The sequence below is a fragment of the Runella aurantiaca genome (assembly GCF_003339505.1).
In the GTDB taxonomy this organism is placed as follows: Bacteria; Bacteroidota; Bacteroidia; order Cytophagales; family Spirosomataceae; genus Runella; species Runella aurantiaca.
Window position 1 is genome coordinate 317,258 of record NZ_QPIW01000003.1, and the last position, 15,186, is coordinate 332,443.

Below are 15,186 nucleotides of genomic sequence, written 5' to 3' on the forward strand. Positions count from 1 at the left end.
ACGGTTTTACAGTTACTTCAGTTTAACATTTTTCGGCTACTTTCTCTACTTCACTTTGGCGCGGCGTTCGCGCATTTCGCGCCAAGTAGTAAGAATAATGCCTTCTTTTTCGATAAACTTTTTGAGCTCTGGGTCTTGCATAGCGTAGAGGTCTCCGTAGCGGGTGGGCCATGAATCGGTGATTTCTTTGAAGTTTTCGCTCGGGGCGGCGCAGTGCATAATCACCATCGTAATGCCCGGTTTAGCTTCTTTCAACAACTCAATGTACTTCTCGGTTTTCATTTTACGCAGGTTTTCTTCCGTATTAGGTGTTTGGGGCGAGAGCTTCCAACCGTATGTATCAGCAAATAAATCATCCAAAACGGGCAATCCCGCGTTCCAAAGCATTTTGCCGATTTGTTGAAACTGCTGAATTTCCTGCGTGGGGCTGTTGCGCTCTTTGGCAATCAACGTGGCGTGACCGCCGGGAAGCATCACGGGGATTTTTTCCTGTATTCCTACTTTGATGTAGCGCTCGGTAAAAGCCGCCGAGCCAAACAGTGTGCCCATGTGCGAGTCGATGTGTGAGGGCTCTACCCCAAAGGCGCGGAAACGTGCAATTTGGGCGCGAATTTCAATCTCTACTTCGTCGGGGGTGGCGTGTTTGACTACATCATCGACGTTTGACCACATGGCACCTTCTTTGTCCAACAGTCCGGGGACTTTGTCCCGTCCCGAAATCGGAAACCAGCGGTAGCCTTTCCACTCCGACGTCAGTGTAAGGTGAACGCCCGCGTCGGTGGTGGGGTGTTGTTGCACGTATTTCATATAGGCAGGCACCCAGCCGCAGGGCATCATTACGCTGGTTGAGTTGGCCACGCCCTTTTCCATCGCCAGAATCGTTCCCTGATTGGCTTCGTACGACATACCCGCGTCGTCGATGTGAAAAATGATGATTTTTTTGCCTTTGGGATAACCCAATTTTTCGGCGTAGGTTTCCTGAGAGAGGCTCTGTGCTGCAGAGAGAAAAGATAACACAGCGACGAATAGATATTTCATGAAATACAGCGTTTATATTTGCTTCATTAAAGACGTTTTGCTCCTAACCTTACCTAAACTTGGTTCAGCAAAGAACTACCGCACTACTTACTTTTAGATTGTATGAAAAGGCTATTTCGGAATTTACTTTTTGGTTTGGGCGGCGTGTTGCTTTTGGGCGCAGGCCTGACCTACACGCCCCCGTTTGTTCATATTCGTAATTATGTGCAGCGCGGAGAAGTGGATATTTTGGATTATAAGCACCACCCCAAACGTCAGGTGTTGGCTTCAACCCTTCCTGAGCCTTGGCCGTTGGATTCTAATTTTAACAAAGCGGTGATTTCCCAAAACCTCATGGACACGCTGGAAAAATACCAAACAACGGCTTTTTTGGTGTTTCAAGATGGTAAATTGGTTTATGAAAAATACTGGGAAGGTTTTGACCCCAAAACCCTGAGTCAATCCTTTTCGGCCGCCAAAAGTATCATTTCGATGCTGGTGGGAGTAGCGTTGTACGAAAATAAAATCAGAGGATTGGACGAGCCGATTTCTAATTATATCGACTCGTTTCGCGAAGGAGAAAAGGCGAAAATTACGCTGCGCCACTGCCTGACCATGAGCAGTGGGCTGGATTGGCACGAAAAAGACCGTGGGGTGTTCAGCAACAATGCCTATGGCTACTACGGCGAAGACATGGCCGATGTCATCGACGGCCTGAACGTAGAAAAACCTGCTGGTAAAGAATTTGAATACCGCAGTGGCGACACGCAAATTCTGGGTTTGGTATTGGAAAAAGTGTATAACAAAAAAATAGCCGACCTTGCTTCCGAAAAGATTTTTCAGCGGATTGGTAGTGAAACGGATGCCTACTGGATGCTCGATAAGCCCAAAGGCCGCGAGAAAGCCTTTTGCTGCTTTGCCCCCACGGCGCGAGATTATGCTCGATTCGGGCACCTGATGCTCTGGAAAGGCAATTGGAAAGGCCGCCAAATTGCTTCTGAAAAATACATGACCGAAGCCCTCAGTCCCGCCAAAGGCGTTATTGACCCTAAAACGGGTAAGCCCATTGAAGTCTACGGGTACCAATTTTGGATGCAACCTTACAAAGACCTACAAACGGTCAGTATGCGCGGGCTGTTGGGGCAACTCATCTGGGCGATTCCGTCCAGAAATGCGGTGGTGGTGCGGCTGGGCCACAAGGAAGCGCCTCAAAAGGTAGGGCCCTACTTCAAACAAGATTCGGAAATGTATCTACAGGCGGCAATGGAAGTGCTGGGAAATTAAAAGGCATTATTCAAATTGATTTTGAGCCATGAACGTTGAAAAAACTGTTGAAGCTGGCGAATATAGCTATGCAATGGCTTCATAATTTTTTCATTCACATATGTTCATGAAGCAGGTTAAATGAGAATTTTGTTGCAATCCGTGACAAAGTTTAGCTATTTGCAGTCAAAGATGAAAAGTAGTATTCGATGACAGTAACCGAAAAAATCAGTCTAAACGAGGCTGAAAATGTTCCTTTTCCTTCCGTTTCCCAACCTGTTTTTACCTTTATAGATTTATTTGCTGGGATTGGCGGGTTCAGAATGGCCCTGCAATCCCTTGGTGGTCAGTGTGTTTTTAGTAGTGAATGGGACCCGCAGGCGCAGAAGACCTACGCGGCCAATTTTGGCGAAGCGCCCTTTGGCGACATTACCAAGGAAGAGACCAAAAGTCAAATTCCTGATGGTTTCGATATTTTGTGCGGAGGCTTTCCCTGTCAAGCTTTTTCCATTGCGGGGCGGCGGGGCGGATTTGAAGATACGCGCGGAACGCTGTTTTTCGACGTGGCCGATATTATTCGACGAAAAAAACCCAAAGCCATTTTTCTGGAAAACGTCAAAGGACTCATCAACCACGATAAAGGCCAAACCCTCAAAACAATCTTAGCCACCCTGCGCGAAGATTTGGGCTATTATGTGCCCGAACCCAAAGTGATGAATGCCAAGGACTTCGGAGTGCCACAGAATCGGGAGCGTATATTTATTGTCGGTTTTAGGGAAGATTTGAACATTGATGATTTTGAATACCCCAAGCCGTTGGGCATTCCGGTGGCGTTTGAAGACGTGAAAGAGGCGGAGCCCGTGTCGGCTAAATATTACTTATCTACCCAGTATTTACAGACGTTGATTAACCATAAACAACGCCATGCCAATAAAGGCAATGGTTTTGGCTACGAAATTATTGCCGATGATGCCATCGCCAATGCCATCGTAGTAGGAGGCATGGGGCGCGAACGAAATCTGGTGTACGACTTCAGAATTACGGATTATACACCGATGACCAAAATCAAAGGCGAGGTAAATCGGGAAGGCATCCGAAAAATGACCCCGCGCGAATGGGCCCGTCTGCAAGGCTTTCCCGATGATTTCAAAATCGTGGTGGCAGATGCTTCAGCGTACAAACAGTTTGGCAATTCGGTCGCGGTGCCAGCCATTAGAGCTACGGCTGAGAAAATCGTGGAGCGGATGTTGGCCTGATTTTTCAAACACAGCGGCCAGAGGCCTTTTAATAGTCGTTACGCGGCAGAGCCGAGCGGCAGCGGAGACACGGGTGCCGTTGGTTTCTCAAAACCAACGACTGGGTTGCTCACAACCCAGTGTACCCATCAAAAAATAGTGCCTGCTAGTCTACTTCCTGCTGTATTCGCGAAAGGCAAAACGCATGAAGGATTCGGCCATCGGCTCGGGTTGGCCCTGTAAATGAATCAACCAGAATTTCCTTAAAAGCACCAAGTCCTTCACTTTGATGAGTTTCAATTGTCCAGTAATCAGTTCTTTTTGAATGGAGCGAATGGACAAAAACGCCATGCAATTGGCGTGTTCCAAAAAGGATTTGATGCTTTCCGTGCCGCCCAAATGCATGATGATTTGGAGGGAAGATAGTTTTAAATTGTGTTCTTTTAGGGCACTTTCAATGACTTCCAACGTCCCCGAGCCGCGCTCCCGCAGCACAAGTGGAATGTGGGTAAGCTGCTCGGTGCTAATTTCTTCCAAAGGTGCCAATTTGCTGTTGCTGTGTACCACTGCCACGAGTTCATCATCCATAAAATCCACGTATTTGATGCCAGAATGATGTTTTTTTCCTTCTACCACCCCCAAATCAATGGCGTGCGACAAAACGGCATTTTCAATCATCTCGGTATTTCCGTTGAGCAACGACAACTCTATTTGGGGGAATTTTTCGTAATATTTGGCCAGCAGTGGCGCAATGAGGTATTGCCCGATGGTTGTACTCGCACCCAACCGAAGAATCCCACTGTGTTTGGATTGCAGGGTGCTAAGTTCAAAGGCCGCTTCCTGATACAGGTGCAAAATCTGACCCGCATAGCGTTTGAGCAATTCTCCCGCAGGGGTAAGAAAAACGGCATTGCCTTTTCGTTCAAACAGCCTTGTGCCGTACTGTTGTTCTAGCTCGCGAATGTGCTTGGTAACGGCAGGTTGCGTAATAAATAATTCACCTGCTGCTTTGGTAAAGCTCAGGTGTTGGGCAACACTGTTGAAAACTTTCAGGCGGAAATCAGACACGGGATAAAAAGCTTGGGTTGATGTACAAAGTAAAGGGAATTTGAGAAAAACGCGCGCATTTGATGATTTTGCAAAAATTCGTCTTCATCTAGGCTCAATAATTCTCAAACCAAGCAAACTTAACATTAATAATATTTTGCTTTTCTTTTTTGAGATAATTAAGATAGGCATTAGCTACGGGCGACAGTTTTTTATCTTTTAACCAAATCAACGTCCAAGTAGATGTTATGGGAAAGCCTTCGACGGGAATGATTTGCAGTTGCTGGTTGACTAACTCATTTTTAATGCCGATTAATGGCATTATTGAATAACCTAGCCCAGCAATAACGGCTTGTTTAACGGCTTCATTTGAGGTTAATTCCATCTTTTTGAGCACTGGAAGGCTATTTTGAATAATAAACTTTTCCATGACGTGCCTTGTGCCCGACCCTGGCTCTCGATAGATAAGGGGTATGTTTTCAAAAATGCTTTTGTCGTATTGACTTGCCTCATAGCTCACTTCCGAATTCCCAACGACAAAGAGCTTGTTCTGCATCAATTCCACTTTATCAATTTTTAGATTTTCTGGCAACACGCTCACCAACGAAAAATCTACTTCGTTTTTTTCTAAACTTGCCACTACCTGTGCTTTGTTAGTGACATCCATAAGTAGTTCAATTCCAGAGTGTTGTTTGATGAAGTCTGCAATAAAATAAGGGGCTACGTATTTTCCCGTGGATACTACCGATAGTTTAAGTTTTCCCGTAAGTTGCCCTTTGTGGGCGTGCATTTTATAATTGATGGCATAGACTTCACTCAGAATTTTATCGGCAGCCTCAACAATCTCTTTACCAAAATCAGTGACATAAATTTTCTTGTTTATGACTTCTATCAAAGGCACTTCAAACTGATCCTGAAAATTTTTGAGCTGAATTGAAACCGCTGGTTGGGTTAAATGTAGCTCTTCTGCTGCTTTGGTAACACTCAGCGTTTGGGCCACTTTCAGAAAAACTCTTAGCTGATTGAGGGTATAGTTCATAAAAAATATTTATGATAATGATAGCAAAGTTAAATAAAAACTTATGAAAATCAGTGCAGATTTTTGTGCCGTCAATCAAAAACCAATCAAGTAATGAAAAGAATTACGATAGCAAAAGGCGATGGCATTGGGCCTGAAATTATGGATGCCACTCTGTCTATTATTAAAGCCGCAGGAGCTCAAATTGAAATTGATGAAGTAGAGGTAGGCGAAAAAGTGTACCTAGCTGGCAATACAGCGGGGATTGCCAAAGAATCTTGGGATATCATCCGCAAGAACAAAATTTTCCTCAAAGCCCCCATTACCACACCGCAGGGGGGAGGATACAAAAGTTTGAACGTAACCACCCGAAAGTTTTTGGGCCTATATGCCAACATACGCCCTTGCGTTAGTTTACATCCCTTCGTGAAGACCAAACACCCCGAGATGGACATTGTCATTGTCAGGGAAAATGAAGAGGACCTGTACGCAGGAATAGAACACCAACAAACCGATGAAGTGGTTCAGTGCCTTAAACTCATCAGCCGCCCGGGCTGCGAAAAAATTGTTCGCTATGCTTTTGAGTATGCCAAACAGTACGGACGAAAAAAAGTGACTTGCTTTACCAAAGACAACATCATGAAACAAACGGATGGATTGTTTCATCAGGTGTTTGATGAGATTGCCAAAGAATACCCCACCATCGAAAATGAGCATTGGATTATTGACATCGGGGCGGCAAAAATGGCCGATACGCCTGAGGTCTTTGATGTGATTGTGATGCCCAATTTATACGGAGATGTACTGAGCGATGTTGCCGCGCAAATTGCAGGCTCGGTGGGTTTGGCTGGCTCGGCAAATATCGGCGAAGAATGTGCCATGTTTGAAGCCATTCATGGCTCAGCCCCGCGCAGGGCAGGACAAAATCTGGCCAATCCGTCGGGATTGTTGCAAGGGGCGATTCAGATGCTGAATCATATCGGACAAACCGAGGTGGCCGAAAAAGTACAAAACGCGTGGCTGAAAACGATTGAGGACGGCATCCACACCTATGACATTTTCAAAGAAGGAGTGAGCAAACAAAAAGTGGGGACCAAAGAGTTTGCCGAAGCAGTGATTGGCAACTTAGGCCAAAAACCCTCGCAATTTAAAGCGGTTAGCTACGCCAACGGCTCAGCACTTAACCTACCCAAATACCAACGCAAAGCGCCCAAGTTAAAAGAACTGCTTGGCGTAGATTTATTTGTACACTGGAACGGAACCAGCGCCGACGAACTGGCGGAAAAAGTGCAACAAATCAATACCTCTGAGGTGCAAATCAGCATGATTACCAATCGTGGCATCAAAGTATGGCCAGATGGATTCTCCGAAACATTCTGCACCGACCACTGGCGTTGCCGCTTTAAGCCGCTTGAAGGCAAGAAGTTAGACAAACAACAAATTATTCAACTGTTAGGCGCGGCTCACGACAAAGGCATCGACGTCGTCAAGACCGAAAACCTGTATGCTTTTGACGGGAAACCCGCATTTTCTTTGGGGCAAGGACAGTAACTTTAACTTTTTTCAATCATGAACATCCCATTTCTCAAAGGAAATTTCACTCAATCTGAGGCACTTGATATTCTTACGCAACTGGTTCATGTAAAAATAAAATTTCATGAAAGTAAGATTGAAAAAAGTGATAATGAAGAGGACATAAAAATGCGCGAAAATCGTATTAAAAATCTCCTTCAGGATTTCTATGAAGCAAAACAGCTCATAATCAAGCAAAAGCAGTGTGATTTGAATGCTGAAATTAATATCGGCTAAAAAAACGGGTTGTGCCCAATTGAGGGTACAACCCCAAATTAAAATGTCACGAACTAATCATGAATGCTAAGCCCCAAAATCAGTTGTTTCTGGTGTGTCCTTTTTGCCAAATGGAAAGGTTTATTACCAAACACTTCGGGGACGTTTTGTTTCTTACTGCGCCTGCCTCGGTCTTCTATTTTGATGATGATAACTTCTTAAAAGCGGTCAAAAAAACGATTCAAAGAGAAAAAATAACCGATATATGCTTGGTCGGTGAAGTGTCCTGCTGTTTTATTCAATATGTGCTGCAAAACAAAAGCATGACAGGACTTAGGTGCGAATCAGAGATTCAGGAGTTGTTTTCAAAAACAGATACGGCATTTTCATTGACCGAAAAGCTTTTAAAGAAGCAATTGTATGAGATGAGTTGTCAAAGTATATTCGGCAACGAAATAGGAGAGGGGCAATTACGTATACACGCACTTTTGACCTCCAAGCACGACGACTTTATTATATCCATCAATTGGGAATTTTTAGAGCGTATACAACTGGCGGCATCGCAAAATGGCAATTTGGATAATACCAGTAGGGTGCTAACCCTATACTACACAGAGTCAATGGTTTAGCGCTTGTGCCAATGGGTCTTATGCATTCTTCGGGAGTAGGTCGATAGGGGTGTAAGGTTTGTCAATAACATGGTTTCAGGGCATATCTCGTCGTTAAAGAGCAGGGAAAAAGTGTTTTTGTTGCCTTTGGAGAACAGATAATGCAGAAAAAATGTAAGAAAATAAGGTGTAAAAACGGCTAATTCCTAACTTTACATCTTACACTTACTTTGAAACCAAATGCCACAGAACAAAATACAGGAGATTTTTGAGGAAATGGGAAAAGTGGTTGTGGGGCAAGAAAACCTGATCAATCGACTGCTTATCGGATTATGTACGGGAGGGCATATTTTGTTGGAAGGTGTACCTGGACTAGCCAAAACCCTTACCGTCAATACCTTGGCTAAGGTGTTGCATCTGGATTTTCAGCGTATTCAGTTTACACCTGATTTACTTCCCGCCGACATCATCGGCACCATGATTTACAAACCCAAATTGGGCGATTATGAAGTAAAAAAAGGGCCTATTTTTGCCAATATGATTTTGGCCGACGAGGTCAACCGCTCACCCGCCAAGGTGCAATCGGCGTTGTTGGAAGCCATGCAAGAAAAGCAAGTCACTATCGGTGAAGAAACCTTTCGCCTCGACCGTCCTTTTTTTGTGTTAGCCACCCAAAACCCCGTGGAGCAGGAAGGTACGTATCCACTCCCCGAAGCACAATTGGACCGTTTTATGATGAAAGTTTTTGTGGATTATCCCAGCAAAACTGAAGAAATGGAAGTGATGCGCCGGATGTCAAATCTGGATTATAACTACGAGCCGAAAGCAATTTTGACGAAGGAAGATATTGCGCAAATTCGCCACGGAATCAATCAGATTACGCTTTCTGAAACCTTAGAAAACTACATTGTGGAGCTGGTTTTTGCTACGCGTCGCCCCCTAGATTATGGTTTGCGCGACGAAGCTCGATACATGCAGTTTGGCGTATCGCCACGCGGGACCATTAAACTCAACTTGGCCGCCAAAGCATTGGCGTATTTTGCGGGCCGAGATTATGTGCTTCCAGAAGATATAAAAGAAGCGGCTCCCGACGTCTTCAATCACCGAATCATGCTCAACTACGAAGCCGAAGCCGACGGCATCACGACGCGCTACGTCATTGATTCAATTTTAAGGAAGGTAGCGATTGGACGATAAAGTTGTTATATATTCATAAAAAGAGCGCTCAGGGTTTTCCGAGCGCTCTTTTTATGAACTTCAATTTTGCTGTTATTTCTCGCTTCCGCCGCCCAATTGTGAGCCTCCGCTTGCTTTGGCAGGTGCCAAGTGCTGATTGATTCCTTTTTCGACCAAGGGCAAGCCTTCCGCCATCCACGAAGGCGCGGGGGCGCCTTTGAGGTAATGGTCAAAATATTGGTACAAACGAACCGCGAAATCTTTCATGTTTTGGCGTTTGGTGAGGCCGTGTTTTTCGCCGTTGTAGTTCAGCATCCAAACGGGTTTGTCCAGACGTTTCAGCGCCATGTAAAACTCAATCCCTTGGTACCAAGGCACCGCGCCGTCGTCGTCGTTGTGCATCATGAGCACGGGCGTTTGAATCTTGGGCGCGTGGAAAAGCGGTGAGTTTTCGAGGTACTGCATGGGTTTTTCCCACAGTGTACCCCCAATACGAGTCTGGGTGCGCTCATACTGCGCTTGGCGTGAAAGTCCTGAATCCCAGCGGATACCACCGTAAGCACTCGTCATGTTGGCTACGGGAGCGCCTGCTTCGGCAGCTTTGAAAAGGTTGGTTTGCGTGACCAAATACGCTGTTTGGTAGCCTCCCCAACTGTGCCCAGAAATTCCTATTTTGTCTTTGTCCACAAATCCTTTGTCAATCATGCTCAACACGCCCGGCACGATACAATTGTAGGCACTTTGGCCTGGATAGCCCGTTTTGTACACAATATCAGGAACAAAAACCAAATAACCATTGCTCACAAAATACGAGAAATTGATGTACGAGCGGATGGGGCGCGGGGCGTAGTGGGTGTGTACGTTATCGGCGTTTTTCTCGTAAAAGTACGTCATCATTGGGTACTTCTTGGTCGAGTCAAAATTCTCTGGTTTGTATAATAATCCCTGCAACGGTGTGCCGTCGCCAGCTCTCCAGTTCACGATTTCGACCGAGCCCCACAGGTAATTAGACTGCTGCGGATTGGCATTGGTGACACGTGTTATGCTCTTGAAACTTCCGTCGGTGGCGTACCAATCGGGATATTCTTTAAAGGTTTGTTTTGTAAACAGATAACGGTCGGCATTTTTGGCTTTCAGCACCAGATTTCCGACGCTAAAATCGCCCTCGTACAACTTTGTTACCTGCAAAGTGGGAGATAATTGGGCAAAACCCGACTGCTTGGTGGTTTCGTTGACTGTACTCAGGAGCAATGGTTTAGATAAATCAACGTTCCGTTCTTCCGCATCCAATCGTACGTAGCGGTAGACTCGTTTGTCGCCCCGACCGTTGGTCAATTTCTTAGGAGTATTAGGGTTCTGCGGGTCAATTTGCCAAATATCAAAACGGTCGTTGATGAGGATGGATTGGTCGCCTTTGGTCCAGCCCGCAAGGCCGTAAGGATTTGGGAAATCAGGGTGGTCGTCTTCTTCGTCGGCAAATTTGACAGCTTTATTGGTGGTCAATTGGATGGTTTTATTGGCCGCAATATCGTGCGCAAACCACGCGGTGTCGGGGTTGGAAAACCAGTACAAATACTTACCCTCGGGCGATACGCGCGCATTGCCTTGGATTTTTTCTTTGAGTAGGGTTTTAGAACCGTCGCGGGTGCTGATGAGGTACGCATCTTCTTTGGGGTTCCAGTCCCAGTGCTGATTGGAGTAGCGAATGTCGGAATGACCGATGATAAAATCGCTGTTTCCTTCATTGATCAACTCGGCCTCTGGAATGAGTTCGCTGCCCAATTGGACCAATTTTTTATCGCTGAGGTTGACCATCGCCAAATACGATTTTTTGCGGTCTCTCTCCAACGATACTTTTTGTTGGGTCTGGAGTTTGGCGTCCTGCCAATGCCACACTTCCACGTTCACGATTTCTTCGTTGAGGAGTGTGGTATCCTGAACAATGGGTTTAGGATTGGTTCCGAAGAACAATTTCGCCCCATCTTTGGAGAATTTGGGCGTGTATTCGCTGCTGATGAGCCAGCCCTGCGCGGCGGGTTGGGTAGTTTCGTCGGCCAAGCGGGTGGCGGTGACGTCGCCTGATTTCCAATAAAACAACTTCGGCAAACGAACCTGAACTTTGGCATTGGTGTCCAAATCGGCCACAAAAGCGAGTTGGTCGCCGTTTTCGTCAAAGGATAATTTCTTGAATTTGTGCTTGGGCACGCCCGCGTGAATCAGGGTGAGTTGATTGGTGGCGGGTTCAAAGATATAAACGCCCGTTTTGGTAGAATCGGCACCCGTAGAAGCGAAGGCGAGGCGTTTGCCATTTTTGGCTACTTCGTATTCGGTCACAAACGGAAATATTTTTTCAGTTCCGCTTTTCAATTGTCTCACCACCAAGCGATAACCGTTTTCGTCCGATTCCCGTTTGGGGCGTTTGCTCGGGGCTTTTTTGGTGGTATCTGGCTTTACTTTTGGGCTTTCGCCCAAGAAAGCTACCCAATCGCTGCTTTTTTCGGGCAATTTAAAAGACTGAACCGTTGGAAATTTGACCAGCTTTTTGTAGGCGAGTGCATAAATCCCCAATGAGTCTTTCGGTAGTTCGTCTTTTTTCTTTTTGGCGCGTCGAGCCGCCTTGGTCAGTTCGAGTTGGGGTTTTATTTTAAAAACGGCAAACTCCGAATCCGTGCTTAACTTCAACCCTTCGCCGCGGGCTACGGAGTCGGCTTGATTGGTGGCAAGATTGTGAAATACCACTTTCCCATCACCTTCCTGCGGATTGAGCGCGTAGCCAAACCACTGTCCGTTGTGACTGATGACCCGCTCAGGAATGTCTTTCCAAAAATCGTACACATCGTGGGTAAGCGGTTTTTTGACAACCGTCGGCGCGGGAGGTGGGGCCGATTTTTTTGCTTTCTTTTGGGCAATGAGCGCGGGAGAAAGCCCTCCTAACAGTAGAAGCAGTAGATACTTTTTCATTATTTGGTCAGGCAAATGGTTATTGTTTGTTGATTAGGTCAAATTTCAGAAGTTTAGGCTACCCCTGCTAAAATTATTTCCAATTTGCGACGAACCGGAAAAATTCGACTATGATTTGGGTTCTCGAACATTCAAGGCGCAGAATTTTAGTTGCTTTTCTAAGCTTTCAAATTCCTCATCCCAGAGGTTATTTTTTCGCATCAGGTCTTTTATAATTTGAAAATCATCGTCATTGAGCAAATAAGAGGCTACAACAGCGCTGTATTCGGCTTTGGGAGTTCCTTCGTGAAGTAAATTAATGAGCTTACACATTATTTCATCTTGACTGAAAATAGAGCGTTCGTTATCAGAAATGAAATGTTCTAAAAATCGACGAACATCTTTGAGCTTACTTTTTGCTAATTCACCTATTTCAAATCTCTTAGTTAGCCAAATTCTCCTATCATTAAGCTTGAGTTTATTTATCGTTAAATCACCCTGACTTGTTTTAGGTTTAAGCTCGTACGCCCGAAAGTACAAATGCTCTTGAGGATTTTGGTATCGAGGGTTGAGAATGGGCTCTTTCTTTGTGTCATGGTCACCTTTAGTTTTATTACATGGACTGCTGATGGGGAGTAGATTTTCCCATTTTACTACTTCGCTAGGGTATAACTTTTTTGGGTGGAAATGTTCTACTTCGAGATATTTTCCTTCTTCGACCAACATACATTCGGAAAATGCACATTTCCCATTAGACATTTTCAATAAATTATTCGTGATAAAATTTTGCTTCCAAACATGCCTACCTGTCTCCTCAAATTCCTTTGTTAGCTTTTCTATCAATTCATCGGTCAGTTCTGCGGGGCGTGGTACGTCTTGCAATCTAATCATACGGTGGTAGGGGCAATGGCTCCCAACTGTAACTTTAGCAATTTGCGTTGGCTGCTTTGGGGGTGAAGAATCAGTAAAAGTTCATCATAAGCGGCCTTCGCTTTCTCATAGTTATCGCTATCAAGCCCATCTTCAAATTGTTGAAGAAGATTCAAGTAGGTGTCTGACAGGGTTTTATCGCCAAGGCCCATCAAATCCTGCAAAATTTCTTCTACCGTCCACCCTTTAAATGTGCCGAATTCCTGCCGAATGTGCGTTTGGTTATCTTTCCCTTTTTCTAAAATAATCAAGTTGACATTGTCTGCCGATTGTACAATCAGAGGGCTATGCGCCGTGACAATGAACTGAACATTGGGGAAAATACTACTTAAATGGCTGATAACCTGTCGTTGCCAATCGGGGTGTAAGTGTAAATCAATTTCATCTACCAACACAATGGCGGCCCCCGTGAGAGGATTTTCTAATGAAGCGTATCTTTCAAATAACTTTTTGGCTAAGTCTACTACCCAAGCCATCGTTGCCTGATAGCCGTAACCCAAATCTTTCAAACGAACATTACCATAATCTGTCTCAAACAGCGCGTAGTTCTTGATACTGTTGGTTTCAGGATTCAATTCTGATTTTAATTCTATTGCTTTGACATCTGGTAAAAGGCCGCTGGTCAGAACCGTTTTAAGCTTATTTAATACGATTTCAGCGTTTTTAATTCCGTTTTTAGCGCCGTAGTCAAGTTGTAATAGCCATTCTTCGGCGTTTATAAGTTCGTAATTGTCTTGGAAGAGACCTCCAATAGCATTATCAATATATGTTTCTGATAAATTGGAGGGAGACATTTTACGGGAGGTACCATATCCTTGTATCATTAAAAGGCTAATAAATCCTAAATGTTCATCATTGCACAATGCATATTTGACCATTAAGTTAGATTCCTGTTTATAGCCCCACAAAGCGTTTTTTAATATATGTTTTTTGAAATATTGGAGGTTAGATTTGACAGTAAACTCATGTTGTTGGGAAAAGTATTCATGTAAATATTTGTCGCTAAATGCACCTGCTGGGAGTATTTCGTTATGTATCTTATACATCTCTCTGCTAATACTCAACCCACTCAACAACCTTAAAATCGTTGTCTTTCCTGTATTATTATTTCCTAAAATAACATTCCATTGCTGATAGCGGCCGTCGGGTCGCGTAAACGAAATCGTTTGCTCGCCCCGAAAGCAGTTAAAGTCTTTGATGGTAACTTTACTCAAATAAACCCCTTCGATTTCTTGGCTCATGTGCGCTGTATCTTTTTTGTAAACTTACTCAAAATCGCGTTTTATTGCCAAAATATCCCCAATTTTGCGCTTTAACCACCAATTTTTACCCCGAACCAATGAAAATTGCTATTGTAGGTTGCGGAAACATGGGCATGGCCTTTGCCAAATCGTTTTTGCAGTATGATCTTGTAAAAAAAGAGAACCTTCTTTTGATTGAAAAAAGCGCCGACCGCGCTGAAACCCTGCGTACCGAAAACACGGGCGTGGTCATTGAAACCATCAGTACGCACATAGGAGAGTACGATATTGTGATTCTGTCGGTCAAGCCGCAGGATTTTGCGGCGGTGCAGGATGCGTTACGCGAAGTATTACAGCCACAGCAGGTCATATTGTCGATTATGGCAGGGATTCCGATTGCCAATATTCAGGAAAAACTCGACCATCGGTTGGTCATTCGGGCCATGCCCAATACCCCCGCCATGCTTGGCATGGGCATCACGGGCTTCTCGGCGGCCAAGGAGTTGAGTTTTGCGCAATTGTTGAAAGTAGATAACCTCATCAACGCCACGGGGCGCTCGGTGTTTTTGGAAGACGAATCCATGCTGGATGCCGTGACGGCCCTGAGTGGTAGCGGCCCAGCCTATTTTTATTATTTGGTCAAAGCGATGGTTGAAGCAGGTAAGAAAATGGGCTTTGAAGAGTCGTTGGCAACGCTCTTGGTCAAACAAACCATGTTGGGGTCGTTTCATTTAATCAATAATGCCGACAAAAGTTTGGATGACTTAATCAAGGCCGTGGCGTCAAAAGGCGGCACGACGGAAGCGGCTTTACGGGAGTTTGAAGCGGGCGATTTGTCCAAAACCCTTCAAACGGGAATCTTGGCGGCCGAGCGTCGGGCGAAGGAATTGTCAAAAGGATAGAAAACAGCAAGTAATCGGGCT

The 15,186-nt window shown here is 45.0% G+C and carries 13 protein-coding genes; 7 read left to right on the top strand and 6 right to left on the bottom strand.

Annotated features, from left to right (window positions below):
* Positions 1–45 precede the first annotated feature (45 nt).
* Positions 46–1,038 (bottom strand): polysaccharide deacetylase family protein, encoded by a 993-nt coding sequence (locus tag DVG78_RS06625; protein ID WP_114460269.1) that lies wholly within the window; start codon positions 1,036–1,038, stop codon positions 46–48.
* 102 nt (positions 1,039–1,140) lie between these two features.
* Here DVG78_RS06625 and DVG78_RS06630 point away from each other — a divergent pair, with 102 nt between their 5' ends.
* Both DVG78_RS06630 and DVG78_RS06635 read left to right on the top strand, forming a co-directional pair.
* Positions 1,141–2,301, top strand: coding sequence for a serine hydrolase domain-containing protein (locus tag DVG78_RS06630; protein WP_114460271.1), 1,161 nt, complete (start codon positions 1,141–1,143; stop codon positions 2,299–2,301).
* A gap of 188 nt (positions 2,302–2,489) precedes the next feature.
* The gene (locus tag DVG78_RS06635; RefSeq protein WP_114460272.1) at positions 2,490–3,536 is read left to right on the top strand and encodes a DNA cytosine methyltransferase; all 1,047 of its coding nucleotides are present in this window, start codon (positions 2,490–2,492) and stop codon (positions 3,534–3,536) included.
* Positions 3,537–3,686: 150 nt separating this feature from the next.
* Here the strand turns inward: DVG78_RS06635 and DVG78_RS06640 are convergent, their stop codons facing one another.
* Positions 3,687–4,583: a LysR substrate-binding domain-containing protein gene (locus tag DVG78_RS06640; RefSeq protein ID WP_114460274.1), complete on the bottom strand. Its 897-nt coding sequence runs from the start codon at positions 4,581–4,583 to the stop codon at positions 3,687–3,689.
* Between the two features lie 94 nt (positions 4,584–4,677).
* Positions 4,678–5,601 carry a LysR family transcriptional regulator gene (locus DVG78_RS06645; protein ID WP_114460275.1) on the bottom strand — a complete coding sequence of 308 codons (924 nt, stop codon included), beginning with the start codon at positions 5,599–5,601 and terminating at the stop codon, positions 4,678–4,680.
* 93 nt (positions 5,602–5,694) lie between these two features.
* On the opposite strand from DVG78_RS06645, the gene DVG78_RS06650 reads away from it, so the two are divergent.
* From DVG78_RS06650 to DVG78_RS06665, 4 genes are all read left to right on the top strand, one after another.
* The gene (locus tag DVG78_RS06650; RefSeq protein ID WP_114460276.1) at positions 5,695–7,131 is read left to right on the top strand and encodes an NADP-dependent isocitrate dehydrogenase; all 1,437 of its coding nucleotides are present in this window, start codon (positions 5,695–5,697) and stop codon (positions 7,129–7,131) included.
* Positions 7,132–7,149: 18 nt separating this feature from the next.
* Entirely contained in the window at positions 7,150–7,389 is a 240-nt protein-coding gene (locus DVG78_RS06655; protein ID WP_114460277.1) for a hypothetical protein, read from the top strand.
* 59 nt (positions 7,390–7,448) lie between these two features.
* Positions 7,449–7,997: a hypothetical protein gene (locus DVG78_RS06660; RefSeq protein WP_147277009.1), complete on the top strand. Its 549-nt coding sequence runs from the start codon at positions 7,449–7,451 to the stop codon at positions 7,995–7,997.
* Positions 7,998–8,216: 219 nt separating this feature from the next.
* Positions 8,217–9,173, top strand: a complete 957-nt coding sequence (locus DVG78_RS06665) for an AAA family ATPase (protein WP_114460280.1) — start codon at positions 8,217–8,219, stop codon at positions 9,171–9,173.
* A 72-nt stretch (positions 9,174–9,245) separates the two neighbouring features.
* Here DVG78_RS06665 and DVG78_RS06670 read toward each other — a convergent pair whose 3' ends face one another.
* The 3 genes from DVG78_RS06670 to DVG78_RS06680 form a co-directional block, all read right to left on the bottom strand.
* Positions 9,246–12,113, bottom strand: coding sequence for an alpha/beta hydrolase family protein (locus DVG78_RS06670; protein ID WP_114460281.1), 2,868 nt, complete (start codon positions 12,111–12,113; stop codon positions 9,246–9,248).
* Positions 12,114–12,221: 108 nt separating this feature from the next.
* Positions 12,222–12,983 carry an HNH endonuclease family protein gene (locus tag DVG78_RS06675; protein WP_114460283.1) on the bottom strand — a complete coding sequence of 254 codons (762 nt, stop codon included), beginning with the start codon at positions 12,981–12,983 and terminating at the stop codon, positions 12,222–12,224.
* The gene (locus DVG78_RS06680; RefSeq protein ID WP_114460284.1) at positions 12,980–14,263 is read right to left on the bottom strand and encodes an AAA family ATPase; all 1,284 of its coding nucleotides are present in this window, start codon (positions 14,261–14,263) and stop codon (positions 12,980–12,982) included. The genes DVG78_RS06675 and DVG78_RS06680 overlap by 4 nt, the downstream gene beginning before the upstream one ends.
* 98 nt (positions 14,264–14,361) lie before the next feature.
* Here DVG78_RS06680 and proC point away from each other — a divergent pair, with 98 nt between their 5' ends.
* Positions 14,362–15,165, top strand: a complete 804-nt coding sequence (proC, locus tag DVG78_RS06685; protein ID WP_114460377.1) for a pyrroline-5-carboxylate reductase — start codon at positions 14,362–14,364, stop codon at positions 15,163–15,165.
* Positions 15,166–15,186 lie beyond the last annotated feature (21 nt).

Bases quoted from the DNA above. Each gene is read 5' to 3' on its own strand.
- DVG78_RS06670 (WP_114460281.1), bottom strand. From the start codon at position 12,113: ATGAAAAAGTATCTACTGCTTCTACTGTTAGGAGGGCTTTCTCCCGCG.
- DVG78_RS06645 (WP_114460275.1), bottom strand. From the start codon at position 5,601: ATGAACTATACCCTCAATCAGCTAAGAGTTTTTCTGAAAGTGGCCCAA.
- DVG78_RS06635 (WP_114460272.1), top strand. From the start codon at position 2,490: ATGACAGTAACCGAAAAAATCAGTCTAAACGAGGCTGAAAATGTTCCT.
- DVG78_RS06675 (WP_114460283.1), bottom strand. From the start codon at position 12,983: ATGATTAGATTGCAAGACGTACCACGCCCCGCAGAACTGACCGATGAA.
- DVG78_RS06665 (WP_114460280.1), top strand. From the start codon at position 8,217: ATGCCACAGAACAAAATACAGGAGATTTTTGAGGAAATGGGAAAAGTG.
- DVG78_RS06650 (WP_114460276.1), top strand. From the start codon at position 5,695: ATGAAAAGAATTACGATAGCAAAAGGCGATGGCATTGGGCCTGAAATT.
- DVG78_RS06625 (WP_114460269.1), bottom strand. From the start codon at position 1,038: ATGAAATATCTATTCGTCGCTGTGTTATCTTTTCTCTCTGCAGCACAG.
- DVG78_RS06655 (WP_114460277.1), top strand. From the start codon at position 7,150: ATGAACATCCCATTTCTCAAAGGAAATTTCACTCAATCTGAGGCACTT.
- DVG78_RS06680 (WP_114460284.1), bottom strand. From the start codon at position 14,263: ATGAGCCAAGAAATCGAAGGGGTTTATTTGAGTAAAGTTACCATCAAA.
- proC (WP_114460377.1), top strand. From the start codon at position 14,362: ATGAAAATTGCTATTGTAGGTTGCGGAAACATGGGCATGGCCTTTGCC.
- DVG78_RS06630 (WP_114460271.1), top strand. From the start codon at position 1,141: ATGAAAAGGCTATTTCGGAATTTACTTTTTGGTTTGGGCGGCGTGTTG.
- DVG78_RS06660 (WP_147277009.1), top strand. From the start codon at position 7,449: ATGAATGCTAAGCCCCAAAATCAGTTGTTTCTGGTGTGTCCTTTTTGC.